Source organism: Lacrimispora sp. 38-1 (assembly GCF_049890855.1).
Taxonomy (GTDB): domain Bacteria; phylum Bacillota; class Clostridia; order Lachnospirales; family Lachnospiraceae; genus Lacrimispora.
In genome coordinates, this window is record NZ_JBANEW010000077.1 from 1 (window position 1) to 13,405 (window position 13,405).

At 41.1% G+C, this 13,405-nt stretch carries 14 protein-coding genes and 2 tRNA genes; all 16 read left to right on the plus strand.

Annotated elements, in window-relative coordinates; translation table 11 throughout:
• Nucleotides 1-233 precede the first annotated feature (233 nt).
• The 16 genes from V7D18_RS21930 to V7D18_RS22005 all read left to right on the plus strand — a co-directional run bounded on the left by V7D18_RS21930 (nucleotide 234) and on the right by V7D18_RS22005 (nucleotide 13,364).
• Entirely contained in the window at nucleotides 234-593 is a 360-nt protein-coding gene (locus tag V7D18_RS21930) for a hypothetical protein (protein ID WP_426157520.1), read from the plus strand.
• Between the two features lie 360 nt (nucleotides 594-953).
• Complete coding sequence (locus tag V7D18_RS21935; RefSeq protein ID WP_426157543.1) at nucleotides 954-1,550, plus strand: AAA family ATPase; 597 nt, start codon at nucleotides 954-956, stop codon at nucleotides 1,548-1,550.
• Between the two features lie 24 nt (nucleotides 1,551-1,574).
• Nucleotides 1,575-2,186 (plus strand): L,D-transpeptidase family protein, encoded by a 612-nt coding sequence (locus tag V7D18_RS21940; RefSeq protein ID WP_426157522.1) that lies wholly within the window; start codon nucleotides 1,575-1,577, stop codon nucleotides 2,184-2,186.
• Between the two features lie 131 nt (nucleotides 2,187-2,317).
• Nucleotides 2,318-3,493 (plus strand): aminotransferase class I/II-fold pyridoxal phosphate-dependent enzyme, encoded by a 1,176-nt coding sequence (locus V7D18_RS21945; RefSeq protein WP_426157524.1) that lies wholly within the window; start codon nucleotides 2,318-2,320, stop codon nucleotides 3,491-3,493.
• Nucleotides 3,490-3,939 carry a VanZ family protein gene (locus V7D18_RS21950; RefSeq protein WP_426157526.1) on the plus strand — a complete coding sequence of 150 codons (450 nt, stop codon included), beginning with the start codon at nucleotides 3,490-3,492 and terminating at the stop codon, nucleotides 3,937-3,939. Before V7D18_RS21945 ends, V7D18_RS21950 begins: the two co-directional genes overlap by 4 nt.
• Nucleotides 3,936-4,679, plus strand: a complete 744-nt coding sequence (truA, locus tag V7D18_RS21955; protein ID WP_426157528.1) for a tRNA pseudouridine(38-40) synthase TruA — start codon at nucleotides 3,936-3,938, stop codon at nucleotides 4,677-4,679. The genes V7D18_RS21950 and truA overlap by 4 nt, the downstream gene beginning before the upstream one ends.
• A 27-nt stretch (nucleotides 4,680-4,706) precedes the next feature.
• Nucleotides 4,707-5,885, plus strand: a complete 1,179-nt coding sequence (locus V7D18_RS21960) for a cation diffusion facilitator family transporter (protein WP_426157530.1) — start codon at nucleotides 4,707-4,709, stop codon at nucleotides 5,883-5,885.
• Between the two features lie 76 nt (nucleotides 5,886-5,961).
• A complete protein-coding gene (locus tag V7D18_RS21965; protein WP_426157532.1) occupies nucleotides 5,962-6,540 on the plus strand; it encodes an RNA polymerase sigma factor in 579 nt (192 codons plus the stop codon).
• Nucleotides 6,541-6,548: 8 nt separating this feature from the next.
• Nucleotides 6,549-7,976, plus strand: coding sequence for an anti-sigma-I factor RsgI family protein (locus tag V7D18_RS21970; RefSeq protein WP_426157534.1), 1,428 nt, complete (start codon nucleotides 6,549-6,551; stop codon nucleotides 7,974-7,976).
• 95 nt (nucleotides 7,977-8,071) lie between these two features.
• Nucleotides 8,072-8,143: transfer RNA gene (locus V7D18_RS21975), tRNA-Gln, on the plus strand.
• 176 nt (nucleotides 8,144-8,319) lie between these two features.
• Nucleotides 8,320-8,392 (plus strand) — tRNA-Gln (locus tag V7D18_RS21980).
• 168 nt (nucleotides 8,393-8,560) lie between these two features.
• Nucleotides 8,561-9,286: an acyl-[acyl-carrier-protein] thioesterase gene (locus V7D18_RS21985; RefSeq protein ID WP_426157536.1), complete on the plus strand. Its 726-nt coding sequence runs from the start codon at nucleotides 8,561-8,563 to the stop codon at nucleotides 9,284-9,286.
• Nucleotide 9,287: 1 nt separating this feature from the next.
• Nucleotides 9,288-10,127: a CvfB family protein gene (locus V7D18_RS21990; RefSeq protein ID WP_426157538.1), complete on the plus strand. Its 840-nt coding sequence runs from the start codon at nucleotides 9,288-9,290 to the stop codon at nucleotides 10,125-10,127.
• A gap of 28 nt (nucleotides 10,128-10,155) precedes the next feature.
• Nucleotides 10,156-10,740 (plus strand): class I SAM-dependent methyltransferase, encoded by a 585-nt coding sequence (locus V7D18_RS21995; RefSeq protein WP_117419495.1) that lies wholly within the window; start codon nucleotides 10,156-10,158, stop codon nucleotides 10,738-10,740.
• Between the two features lie 321 nt (nucleotides 10,741-11,061).
• Complete coding sequence (locus V7D18_RS22000; RefSeq protein ID WP_426157541.1) at nucleotides 11,062-12,174, plus strand: ABC transporter ATP-binding protein; 1,113 nt, start codon at nucleotides 11,062-11,064, stop codon at nucleotides 12,172-12,174.
• 101 nt (nucleotides 12,175-12,275) lie between these two features.
• Nucleotides 12,276-13,364, plus strand: a complete 1,089-nt coding sequence (locus tag V7D18_RS22005) for a PucR family transcriptional regulator (RefSeq protein WP_117419493.1) — start codon at nucleotides 12,276-12,278, stop codon at nucleotides 13,362-13,364.
• Nucleotides 13,365-13,405: the final 41 nt, after the last annotated feature.

Below are 13,405 nucleotides of genomic sequence, written 5' to 3' on the forward strand. Positions count from 1 at the left end.
AGTGTTTGCAAGGATTTCCGGTTTTCGGGAATTCTTTTTTTTATAAGTAATCTTAAATATCTAATTAACAAATCTACAATATGATAATTAAAAATCCACAAATTGTGTAAGGTTTGTTTTTTGCTGATCTCTGTGTGATAAATAATTTAGTAAATACGTGAACTATTATTCATTTACTCAATATTATATATTAAAAGTAATTTAGCTAAAAATGAATAAGGAGTAATTATTAGATGGAATTAGATGCATTCGCCGCTGATTTTCCAGAATTATATGAAATGTTAGATGAAACAGTTAGATCCACTATTGTGGCTAACAATATGAACGGAGAAGAGTCCCTCAGGGATTGGGATAATATGATTGATAATTTTGTTAGTAATTTCGATTATGACGATTATTATGGACAGGAGATCGGAGAGACTTCATCTCAACAGATACCGTTTGGGGGTTGGGATGGCAGAGATAGGGACAGAGGCAGAGACAGAGACAGAGATTGGAACAGACGCCGGCGCTGGCGCTTTCGTGATTTTAATTTAAGAGACATTATCAGACTTTTGTTTTTAAGACAATTGTTTGACCGGAACCGTTACTAAACTCCGCCCTTAATGCTGCTCATTACTTTAGTGATGCAGCGTTATAGTATAAAGGATTATCAGCATAGCAAAAAAGGGTAGTTATTGTGCTTACCCTTTTTTTGTTAAGGCAAAGCTGCAGGTTCGAGTCTTGTATTGCGTTTTTTTACTTGTCGAAAGGTTTTGATCATATGAAGGCTGATTTTTTATTTCATGTATATAATATGGACTAAATAAGGAAATAAGGTGTACATAAATTTCAGAATGTGATAAAATGCGGATGGATGTATAAAAGTTAGAAGACAGAATATTCTACAGCAATAGTGGAAGTCTAAAGAGGAGCTAAGAGGATTGTCTGACGGAAGATAAGGAGGGTGTATGTTGAATCGTGTGATTACCATAAGCAGAGAGTTTGGAAGCGGCGGAAGAGAACTGGGTATGAGGCTGTCAGAGAAACTTGAGATTCCGTTTTACGACAAAGAATTAATTTCTTTAACTGCACAGGAGACTAATTTATCTGAAACAGAGTTTCTCAGTTATTATGAAAGTATTCCCGTAACAGAGCAATCATTGGAACCAACCATATATACTTCATTTTCTCCCCTGTATGAAGTCCCCATATCTGACCAGGTATTTCTTGCTCAGTCCAGAGTAATTAAAAGTCTGGCTGAACAGGGGCCCTGTATTATTGTTGGCAGGTGTGCGGACCGCGTTCTTGAAGACAGCATCAATCTGTTTGTATATGCAGGCATTGAGCATCGGATAGAACGAATTATTTCTTTAAATAAAGATCTGGACCCGGAATTAATAGAAAATAAGATACGGGAGACGGATCGGAAGCGAAAAGATTATTACCAGTATTACACAGGTTGTGAATGGGGAAAAGCTCAGAATTACCACCTTTGCCTGGACAGCGGCCTTGCAGGTATAGAAGCCTGTTATCAGGCTGTTCTGAGTTATTTATTGAATTGTAACTGATTATAGTTTTAAAGGAGCAGAATTGTGAGTATAAAGATTCGTAATAAAAATAGATACTTTTTAACAGCGTTAATGGCAATTATGATTGCAGTATTGGCAGGGACAACCTGTTATGCCAAGGAGGAAGCGGGACCTGGAGCGGATATTAAGGCAGGTAATGCAGCTTCTGTAAACGGTGTTTCCATATACGTCAGCAAGCGGACCCAAACTTTGTCTCTAAAACAGAATGGAGTTTTAATCGGAGAGTATCCCGTTTCCATAGGTGCATCATCATCGGATGGAAACAAAAAGGTGGAAGGTGATATGAGGACTCCAAGCGGTCAGTTTTACGTCTGTACCAGAAATGATAAAAGTGTGGCTTATCTGGCACTTGGACTTTCTTATCCAGGTGTAGAAGACGCTAAGCGGGGGTTTGAAGAAGGAATCATTACACAGGAACAACGAGACCAGATTATCAATGCGAATTTAACTGGACAGCAGCCACCATGGGAAACTGCTCTTGGCGGAGCCATTGAGATCCATGGATGCAGGGTTCCGGATGGAACGACACATGGATGTGTAGCGGTTGATAATACGGTGATGGACGTGCTGTGGAGCTACTGCAATCTGGGAGTTCCGGTCACAATAGGTCCATAAATGAAGTCCTCAAACTCGGTATATGCCGTTTTTGGGGACTTTTTTAATGCCTGTCCTTGTAATATAAGAACCTTTGTACTATAATAACTAAGATTATACTTCATTAGAAAAAGACAGAGGTGGGAATGCCCATGCAGTTTGCTAGAAGAATGAACCATTTTGGAGAGGGAATCTTTTCCAGGCTTCTGGAAATGAAACGCCAGAAAGAGGAGAAGGGAGAACCGGTAATTGATTTAAGCGTGGGAGCACCAAACATTCCGCCGGCAAAACATATTACAGATGCTCTTTGTGAAGCGGCGGCTGATCCGGATAATTATATTTACGCCATCAATGATCAGAAAGAGTTAACAGAGGCTGTCGCTGTATGGTATCAAAGACGATATGGAGTGAAGCTTGATCCGTCATCGGAAATCTGCTCACTTCTTGGTTCACAGGAGGGACTGGCGCATATAGCGTTGTCTATCGTTGACGAAGGAGACGTTGTTCTTGTCCCGGATCCATGTTATCCGGTGTTTGCAGATGGTCCATTACTGGCTGGGGCCAGTCTTTTTTTCATGCCCCAGAGAAAAGAAAAGGATTATCTCATTGATTTTTCAGAGATACCAGAGGATATAGCTGTAAAAGCAAAGTTTATGATAGTTTCTTATCCCAATAATCCTACCACAGTCATGGCACCTGATAGTTTTTATGAAAAATTAATTGAATTTGCAAAAAAATATAATATAATTGTTTTACATGATAATGCTTATAGTGAACTGGTTTTTGACCAGCGACAGTGCAAAAGTTTTTTGAGTTTTCCAGGTGCGAAAGAGGTTGGAGTGGAATTTAATTCTCTTTCCAAAACTTATGGATTAGCAGGTGCAAGAATCGGCTTCTGCCTGGGAAACCAGGAAGTAGTGGGAAAAATAAAAACCCTGAAATCCAATATGGACTACGGCATGTTTATCCCCGTTCAGATAGCGGCGATTGCAGCAATTACAGGAGATCAGACCTGTGTTGGGACAACCAGAGAGGCTTATGAGAAACGAAGAGATGCTTTGTGCGAACATATGACCCGGATCGGGTGGAGGATGGAAAAACCCCAGGCAACCATGTTTGTATGGGCGGAGATTCCGGAGAATTTCCAGGATTCAGAGACATTTTCCAGAAAACTTCTTGAAAAGTCAGGAGTACTGGTAACACCTGGCAGCGCTTTTGGCCCTTCGGGAGAGGGATACGTAAGGCTTGCGCTGGTGCAGGATGTGGCAGTCCTGATTCAGGCAGCTGATCAGGTGGATAAAAGCGGGATTCTGAGGTTTAACATATGAAAAAAAGATTGATCTGGACAGTGGCAGCCGCCTTGTATATTTTATTTATTTACTCTAATTCGCTTAAAACGGCAGATCTATCATCAGCTGACAGCGGGCATGTTCTGGAGGCTTTAAAAAACATGTTTCTTTCCGCCGGAATTGAGAGCCGCTGGCTGACAGACCATCTAATCCGGAAGGCAGGACATTTCTCGGAATATACCCTGTTAGGAATGATTTTGTATCAATGTGTGAAGTCATACGAATTTGGCATGGAGAGGCGCTTGTTTATTCATGGAGCGGCAGGTTTTTTAATTCCTTTTATTGATGAGACGATTCAGCTGTTTGTGGCAGGCAGATCAGGGCAGATCTCTGATGTGTGGCTGGATTGTTCAGGAGTGGCAGCCGGAACTGTGATTGCAGCACTCCTGTTTTTTGTATACGCAAAAGAATGGAGTAAAGTATGAAAAATTATCGGATTGTAGTTGAATATGACGGAAGCCGCTATGATGGATGGCAGAAGCAGGGAAATACAGATCAGACAATACAGGGGAAGATAGAACAGGTATTAGAGAGAATGTCAGAAAAAAGCATCGAAGTGCATGGATCAGGAAGAACAGATGCAGGGGTCCATGCTCTTAATCAGGTGGCTAATTTTCACATTGACTCAGACAGGAAAGATCAGGAGATAAAAGAATATTTAAATCACTATCTCCCTGAAGATATCAGAGTAAAGACACTGGAAGAAGTGCCGGAACGATTCCACAGCCGTTTGAATGCGGAGGAAAAGACGTATCTTTACCGCATTGAGATGGGGGAGAAGAAACAGGTATTTGACCGTAAATATATTTATGGGCTTCATAAGAAACTGGATATTAAGTCAATGGAACGGGCAGCGGCTTTTCTTTGCGGGGAACATGATTTTAAGAGCTTCTGTTCTAACCGGAAGATGAAAAAATCAACAGTAAGAAATTTAAAGAAAATAGAATTTGAGAAAGAGGACAGCAGGCTTTTCGTCCGTTTTACCGGGGATGGATTTCTCTATAACATGGTAAGAATTCTCATGGGTACATTAATTGAAGTCGGACTGAAAGAACGCAGTCCGGAGGAAATAACTGGCATACTGAACGCGCTGGACCGGAAAACGGCAGGTTATACAGTACCGCCGGAAGGTCTTTTTTTGGAAAATGTCAGATATAAACTATAAAATCAATGAAATCAGGAAAGGAGAATTATGACTGATTTTTTGGTTCGTATATTTGTGAAGGATTATAAAAATACGGAGGATACACATGTTCGGACCCGTTATGGGCTCATGGCAAGTGTTGTTGGAATCTGCTGTAATGTCATTTTGTTTACCGCAAAGCTTTTAATGGGTCTGCTGATTAACAGTATTTCTGTTATGGCAGATGCCTTCAATAACCTGTCTGATGCAGCGTCTTCCATTATAGGGTTTATTGGAGTGAAAATGGCTGGCAAGCCGGCAGATGAGGAGCACCCCTTCGGACATGGAAGAGTGGAATACATTGCAGCGTTTATTGTTGCATTTCTTGTTATTCAGGTAGGATTTTCTTTGTTTAAAACTTCTGTGGATAAGATTCTGCATCCGGAGGAGATGTCCTTTCATGCCATATCTGTCTTCATCCTTTTTTTATCTGTATTGGTGAAATTGTGGATGGCACTTTTTAACCGGACGCTTGGAAAACGGATACAGTCATCAGTTATGAAGGCGACTGCAGCGGATTCTATGGGAGATGTAATTACTACCTCCTCTACAATCTTATCTGTTGTCATTTATGGAATCTGGGGATTAAATATTGATGGAATAGTAGGCGTGGTAGTTTCTGTGATCGTCATGTGGGCCGGTATCCGGATTGCCAAGGATACCCTTACTCCGTTAATCGGGGAACCTATCGATCCAAAGCTGTATCATGAGATCACTGAATTTGTGGAGGCTTATGAGGGAATTGTGGGCAGTCACGACCTGATCGTTCATAATTATGGACCAACCAGAAGTATGGCTTCCATTCATGCGGAGGTTCCAAATGATGTGAATGTGGAAGTATCCCATGAGATCATTGACCGGATCGAACGGGAAGCATTGAAAAAGTTCGGCATATTCCTGGTTATTCATATGGATCCGGTGGAAACCAGGGATTCTAAAGTAATGGAATTTGGAAGTATGGTGAAAAATGTGATTCAGCAGACAGATGAAAGAGTCACGTTTCATGATTTTAGAATGATAGAAGGAAAGGATCAGATCAATCTGATCTTTGATCTGGTGGTTCCCAGGGAATATGACCGTAAAAAAAGGGAATGGCTAAAGGAAGAGATTACAAAAAAGGTAACTGAGATAGATGGACGCTGCTGTCTGGTCATAACTGCGGAAAGCGGTTTTGGTGTGGAAAAATAAGGTAATAAAATATTTCCATTTTATGCAATAAGATGACAGAAATCAGCATTAACCTAGTAGAAAGGAAATCGGATCCATGCTGTTTATGGGATTGATGAGCTTTGGCGGAGTTGAAGATTACAGCCGGTTAAGCGACGAAGCACTTTTGAAAAAAGTGGCAGAGGGCGATCAGGAGGCTTTTCAACAATTATATCAGAATACAGACCGCACAATGTACAGTTTTATTCTGTCCATTATAAAGCACCCCCAGGATGCGGAGGAAATCTTGCAGGAAGTTTTTTTGAAAATCTGGACTTCTGCAAAGAGTTACAAATCCCAGGGGAAACCTTTGGCGTGGATGTTTACCATAGCACGGAATTTATGCTATATGAAATTCCGTGAGCAGAAGCATGACTCGGACATTACGTTAGAAGACTTATCGGGAACGGAAACCGGAGAGGTTTGTTCAGAGATAGAGATGGCAGCAGATAAGATGGTTTTGCTCGCTGCCTTGTCAATTTTAAAGGAAGAGGAGAGAGAGGTGGTTCTCCTTCATACTTCCGCAGGAATGAAGCACAGGGAAATAGCGGCCAGCTTAAAGATACCACTGGCGACGGCTCTGTCCAGATATAACCGGGCTATGAAAAAACTGGAAAATTATTTAAGAGAGGAGTAGGCTTTGATATGGCTGGAGATAAACACAGACAACTGAATAGACAACAGATCGAAGCCTGCTTAAAATCTGCTACTGATGATTTAATCCCCAATGTACTGGACCGGATTGATTTGAATACTCCCCAGATTATGGAGAGCAGAGATTCAAGACCTTCATTCTTTAAAAGGCAGCGGGTGATTGCCGGGCTGATTGCAGCCTGCTTTTGCATGATTATGCTTGCGGGGGGAACTTACAGCTTTCAGAACAGCAGAGTGGATTCCGTCATTGGAATTGATGTAAATCCCAGTGTAGAGCTCTCTGTAAACAAGAAAAACCGGGTATTGAAAGCGGAAGCGGTCAATCAGGATGGGAAGACGATACTGCAGGATATGGATTTGGAAGGTGTGGATCTGAATGTGGCTGTCAATGCACTGATTGGATCCATGGTGACCCATGGCTTTCTTGATGATCTGGATAATGCGATTCTGGTTACCGTGTCCAATGACAGTATTAAAAAGGCGTCCAGCTTAAGATCTGCAGTGGTCAGTGATATCAGGACGACTCTGGAGGAGAAACGATTAAAAGCTGTGGTGTATGACCAGCAGGTCATAGAGGAAGACGATGTAAAGCAGCTTGCCCGCCAGTACGATATATCTTATGGAAAAGCTTACTTCTTAAAAGAACTGATTGCTCAGAATTCTTCTCTTTCCATGGATGATATGGAAGAACTGGCACCTCTTACCATGGAAGAAATTGCAAAGGTCATTGCAGATAGGTCCTATGCAGTAGGGACCAAAACAAAGGTTTCGGAAGAAACCACGGAGGATTCCCAAACCAGCATTCAGACCACTGAGGAGACCACAACAAGGAAAGAGACAGAATCTGTCACAGAAACCGCTCCGGAATCAACAATGGCTGAAACCCAGAGTCAGGTTCATACAGATGCACCAGGTACCCAGCCTCCGTCCTCAAGTGCGGAAACAACTACAGCAGCAACATCATCTGAGGATGTGGTTTCTACAGATAAAATAAAGATCGATTACGTGGACTATGAGAACGGCCTTGTCATGGTTCACTTTAAAACAAAGGTCAAATGGAAAAATCCTACAGTTTCGGTAAAAGATGGAGATGGAAACACGTTCTCTTCAAAGATCGGAGATACGGATTCTGATTATTGTGAGATTAACGTAACCGGATTGGATGGGGGGATGGAATATACCTTCGTAATTGGAGGAATATCACCTAAATCCGGAAAACAGACGACTGTAAAGGGAGTTTTTGAAACACCTGTAATAGGAGACGGCGAGGCTGACGATACAGAGTCAGAGGAAACAACGGAGCCGGAAGAGACAAAACCGACAGAGACGACAAGTCAGAAAGCTCCGGAAACAGAGACAACTACAGCAGAACAAAAGCCTGTGGAATCAGTAATTCAGGAAGGGCAGTCAGCACAATAAGGCCCTTCCTGAGCCTTAAGAATATTTGGAAATAAAATGTAAAATAATGCTTGACCAAAGCAAAAAGCTATAGTATAATACATTCGTTGCACTGATGGGCTATCGCCAAATGGTAAGGCAACGGACTCTGACTCCGTCATTTCAAGGTTCGAATCCTTGTAGCCCAGTGATGAAAAAAACCAGAATGATACTCTGATCCGTGGACGCATGAGAAGTAGTGTTCGTGGATCAGAGTATTCTTTTATTTTAATCAATAATATTTTGGATTGAGAAATTTGAAAAAAATTTAAAAAAAACTTGACTATTTAAAAGATGTCCTGTATAATTCCTTTTGTTGTGTTGATGGGCTATCGCCAAATGGTAAGGCAACGGACTCTGACTCCGTCATTTTCAAGGTTCGAATCCTTGTAGCCCAGCTTCTGAGCGGGACCTGATATGGTCCCGTTTTTTTGTGTTAAATCTATGTTAAAAGATATTCCTTTCATCATTTTTAAGGGAAATGGGGTGTCGCCAGTTACTCTTTTATCTGGACAAGAGCTAAAAAATGCTTTATAATGTTATATAATTTTGAGGAGAAAATTTAGATGTATACATTCGGCAGCAGAGTTCGATATAGTGAGACAGATGAATATGGTAAACTGACATTGACCGGTATCATGAATTATCTGCAGGATTGTTCAACTTTTCAATCGGAGGATAATGGGCTGGGAGTGGCATATTTTATCGAAAGGCACAAAGCATGGTGGTTATCATCCTGGCAGATTGTTGTGGATCGTTATCCGACTCTGGGAGAAGAAATCGTAATCAGCACCTGGCCCTATGATTTTAAAGGATTTTACGGATACCGTAATTTTACAGTATGCGATCATGAGGGCAATTATCTGGTAAGAGCCAACTCCGTATGGTTTTTGTTCGATACGGATAAAGGCAGGCCTGCAAAAATTGAGGCAGATGATATCCGGGGGTATGGAACCACATGGGAGAAACCACTTAATATGGAGTATGCACCCCGCAGAATTACAGTTCCTGATGAATATGAAACTTCAGTTCCGGTTACAGTGGGCAAGCATCACATTGATACAAACCACCATGTGAATAATTCCAAGTATGTGGAGATTGCCAGGGAAGTACTTCCTGATGGAATGGAAGTGTCGGAACTGAGAGTGGAATATAAAAAAGCAGCAGTCTTCGGAGATGCAGTCTATCCCAGAATCAGTAAGACAGAGGAAGGATATGTTGTTTCTCTGTGTGATGAACAGGGGGCAGCTTACGCAGTCATTTGGCTGCGTGGAACAACAGAGAGGATATAAGATGATTGAATTAGGTAAGATGCAGACCCTCACAGTCCAGAGGGTGAAGGAGTTCGGCGTGTATTTAGGAGAAGATGCCGGCAGTGAAGTATCTGTACTGCTTCCTAAAAAACAGGTTCCTGAAGGTACGGTGCAGGGAGATGAGATTACGGTCTTTATCTATAAGGATTCAGAAGACCGGCTGATTGCGACGACTGCGGTCCCCAAGCTTTTAGTTGGTGAGACCGAAGTTCTGAAAGTGAAGGAAGTGGGCAAAATCGGCGCATTTCTGGATATGGGACTGGAGAAGGATCTGCTTCTGCCATATAAAGAGCAGACATATAAGGTACGGACCGGTGAGAACGTTCTTGTTACTTTATACATTGATAAGAGTAAGCGCCTTGCTGCAACGATGCGGGTATATGCCCATATGAGCAACCAGTCTCCTTATAAAAAGGATGATCAGGTGACCGGAATTATCTATGAGTTCAGTGATACGCTGGGAGCATTTGTTGCAGTAGATAAAAAATATTACGGACTGATACCGAAAAAGGAGCTTTTTGAGAAATACAGAGAAGGCGACGAGATAACAGCAAGGGTTACAAAGGTAAGGGAAGACGGAAAGCTGGACTTAAGCCCCAGACAGAAGGCATATATTCAGATGGATGCAGATTCGTTAAAGGTTCTTGGGATAATAGAAGACCAGTTTTCAGGAAGTCTGCCATTTACTGATAAGGCTGATCCGGACATAATAAAGAGGGAGTTTTCCATGAGCAAGAATGCATTTAAACGTGCAGTGGGACACCTTCTTAAAGAAGGAAAAGTCAGGATAACTGAAAACAAAATTGAAGTAATTAATTAGCGGGTAAGCGGATAACAGGAGGATTATTTTGGACTCGATAGACTATTATAATAAGTATGCGGCAAAGGAATTTGAAGAAACAGTAAATCAGGATATGTCAGAAATCATGAGAGAATTTTTAAATTATCTGGAAGAAGGCGATACGATTCTGGATCTGGGCTGCGGATCAGGAAGAGACAGCCTCACTCTATATGAGCTGGGATATGATGTGACACCCCTTGATGCATCTGCAGAGATGTGTAAGCTTGCGGAAATTCACACTGGCCTTGATGTACTCCAGATGACATTTGAGCAGATGGATTTTGACGATGTATTTGATGGAATCTGGGCGTGTGCATCGCTGCTTCATACTCCGAAAAAGGAACTTTCAGGCATTCTTACAAAGATAGCAAGGGCCTTAAATGATAAGGGTATTCTATATATGTCTTTTAAGCTGGGAGACTTTGAGGGATTCAGGGGAGAACGGTATTTCAGTGATTTTACCGCAGACTCCATTTCCCAGCTGTTAAGAGAAAACGGCAGATTTGAGATTCAGAAGCTGTGGGAAACTGATGATATTCGTTCTGGTCATTCTGACGTCAGGTGGCTGAACGTTCTTGCGAAAAAGAAATAAATAATTTAAAAATATTACAAGGCGATGTCGAAAATATTGACATCGCCTTGTAATATATAACCAAATAAGAGGCAAAATAGTCACAGGCTATCGAATATAGACAGAAATGTACGAGCCTGTCTCTTGATATTTTGACGTTTCAATCAGTTTTTTCAATCGTTATACAAATTAGCCAAATAGCCGAAATGGATTTTGGTAAATAAGAATATGGTAAAAAAAAAACAATTCATGTATGATTGTTTCAGAAACATGGAGCTGCAGCTGTGGGGGCTTGTGGTTCTGAACAGAGAATATACATTTTATTTTTAGGAGGATTAGTAAATGGCTAGTTTATCACTGAAAAACATCGTCAAGAAATATCCGAATGGATTTGAAGCAGTAAAGGATTTCAATCTGGAAATTGCAGACAAAGAATTTGTTATTTTTGTAGGACCATCCGGATGCGGTAAGTCTACAACTCTTCGTATGATTGCTGGTCTGGAAGATATTTCCTCCGGTGAACTTTACATCGATGGAAAGTTAATGAATGATGTAGAGCCTAAGGACAGAGATATTGCGATGGTATTCCAGAACTACGCTTTGTATCCGCATATGACTGTATACGATAACATGGCGTTTGGTCTGAAACTGAGAAAGACTCCAAAGGATGAGATTGATAAGCTGGTTCATGAAGCTGCAAGAATCCTTGATCTGGAACATTTATTAGATCGTAAACCAAAGGCATTATCCGGCGGACAGAGACAGCGTGTAGCTATGGGACGTGCCATTGTACGTAATCCAAAAGTATTCTTAATGGATGAGCCGTTATCCAACCTTGATGCAAAGCTGAGAGGACAGATGCGTATTGAGATCTCTAAATTACATCAGAGACTTCAGGCTACAATTATTTATGTAACACATGATCAGACAGAGGCTATGACCCTTGGTACCAGAATCGTAGTTATGAAAGATGGTGTTATTCAGCAGGTTGATTCTCCTCAGAACTTATATGATAAGCCAGGCAACAAGTTCGTAGCCGGATTCATCGGAGCACCTCAGATGAACTTAATCGAAGCTACTGTTGCTAAAAAAGGAAGCGATGTTACTTTAACATTTGGCGGTAATACCATTGCACTTCCAGCTGAGAAAGCAAAGAAACTGGAAGATGCAGGATATGTTGGAAAGACTGTTGTTTTAGGTATTCGTCCTGAAGACCTTCATGATGAGGAAGCTTTCCTTGAGTCTTCTCCTGCAAGTGTAATTGATGCAACAATCAGAGTTTACGAATTGCTGGGTGCAGAAGTATACTTATACTTTGATGTAGAAGAAGTAAACTTTACAGCAAGAGTAAATCCTCGTACAACTGCAAGACCTGGCGATACAATCAAGCTTGCTCTTGATTTATCAAAAGTTCATGTATTTGACAAGGATACAGAATTAGTTGTATTGAACTAATTAATGAAATTTTAAGCAGGCGGGTATGATACTCGCTTGCTTTTTTTTTCTTTTTGCATTAATATAGAATAAGGTAAATTTACGAAAAAGGAGAATATGCCATGATTTCGAATCAAATACTTCAAACAACCATTGAAGGATTAAAAGGAATAACAAGAATAGATCTGTGTATTTGCGATACAGAAGGAAAGGTTTTGGCAACCACATTTCCTGATGCGGAAGATTACGAAAGTTCGATCCTGGCGTTCGTGGATTCTCCAGCAGACAGCCAGGTAATCCAGGGATATCAGTTTTTTAAAGTCTTCGACGAACATCAGTTAGAATACATCCTCCTTGCAAAAGGCGGAAGCGATGATGTATATATGGTAGGCAAATTAGCATCTTTCCAGATTCAGAGTCTTTTGGTTGCTTATAAAGAGAGATTTGACAAGGATAACTTTATCAAGAATCTTCTATTAGATAACCTGCTTCTGGTAGATATCTATAACCGGGCGAAAAAACTTCACATTGAGACCAATATCAGACGGGTTGTATTCATTATTGAAACGCAGCACGAAAAAGATGTGAATGCGCTGGAGACTGTACGCAATTTATTTGCAGCAAAAACAAAGGATTTTGTGACTGCTGTTGACGAGAAGAATATTATTCTTGTTAAAGAGGTAAAAGAAGGCGAGAACTACGAAGATCTGGAAAAGACCGCCAATACAGTTCTGGATATGCTGAATACAGAGGCCATGACTCAGGTTCACGTAGCATTCGGTACCATTGTAAGTGAGATTAAGGAAGTATCCAGATCTTATAAGGAAGCCAAGATGGCTATGGATGTAGGTAAGATCTTCTATAGTAATAAGAATGTGGTAGCTTACAGCAAGCTTGGAATCGGACGACTGATTTATCAGCTTCCGCTGCCATTATGCCGCATGTTTATTAAAGAGATCTTTGACGGCAAATCACCGGATGATTTTGATGAAGAGACACTGACCACCATCAACAAATTTTTCGAGAACAGCTTAAACGTATCCGAGACTTCCAGACAGCTTTATATTCACAGGAATACTCTGGTATACCGTTTAGACAAACTGCAGAAGAGTACAGGTCTTGACCTTCGGGTATTTGAGGATGCGATCACATTTAAGATCGCCCTGATGGTAGTTAAATACATGAAGTATATGGAGAACCAGGACTATTAACGCTGGCAATGAGCAGTGCGAAAAGAGGCAGTAATACAGAT

What these genes read in the sequence shown, in the direction of transcription:
- V7D18_RS21985 (WP_426157536.1), top strand. Translation starts at nt 8,561, where the DNA reads ATGTATACATTCGGCAGCAGAGTTCGATATAGTGAGACAGATGAATAT.
- V7D18_RS21930 (WP_426157520.1), top strand. Translation starts at nt 234, where the DNA reads ATGGAATTAGATGCATTCGCCGCTGATTTTCCAGAATTATATGAAATG.
- V7D18_RS22000 (WP_426157541.1), top strand. Translation starts at nt 11,062, where the DNA reads ATGGCTAGTTTATCACTGAAAAACATCGTCAAGAAATATCCGAATGGA.
- V7D18_RS21970 (WP_426157534.1), top strand. Translation starts at nt 6,549, where the DNA reads ATGGCTGGAGATAAACACAGACAACTGAATAGACAACAGATCGAAGCC.
- truA (WP_426157528.1), top strand. Translation starts at nt 3,936, where the DNA reads ATGAAAAATTATCGGATTGTAGTTGAATATGACGGAAGCCGCTATGAT.
- V7D18_RS21950 (WP_426157526.1), top strand. Translation starts at nt 3,490, where the DNA reads ATGAAAAAAAGATTGATCTGGACAGTGGCAGCCGCCTTGTATATTTTA.
- V7D18_RS22005 (WP_117419493.1), top strand. Translation starts at nt 12,276, where the DNA reads ATGATTTCGAATCAAATACTTCAAACAACCATTGAAGGATTAAAAGGA.
- V7D18_RS21990 (WP_426157538.1), top strand. Translation starts at nt 9,288, where the DNA reads ATGATTGAATTAGGTAAGATGCAGACCCTCACAGTCCAGAGGGTGAAG.
- V7D18_RS21960 (WP_426157530.1), top strand. Translation starts at nt 4,707, where the DNA reads ATGACTGATTTTTTGGTTCGTATATTTGTGAAGGATTATAAAAATACG.
- V7D18_RS21965 (WP_426157532.1), top strand. Translation starts at nt 5,962, where the DNA reads ATGCTGTTTATGGGATTGATGAGCTTTGGCGGAGTTGAAGATTACAGC.
- V7D18_RS21945 (WP_426157524.1), top strand. Translation starts at nt 2,318, where the DNA reads ATGCAGTTTGCTAGAAGAATGAACCATTTTGGAGAGGGAATCTTTTCC.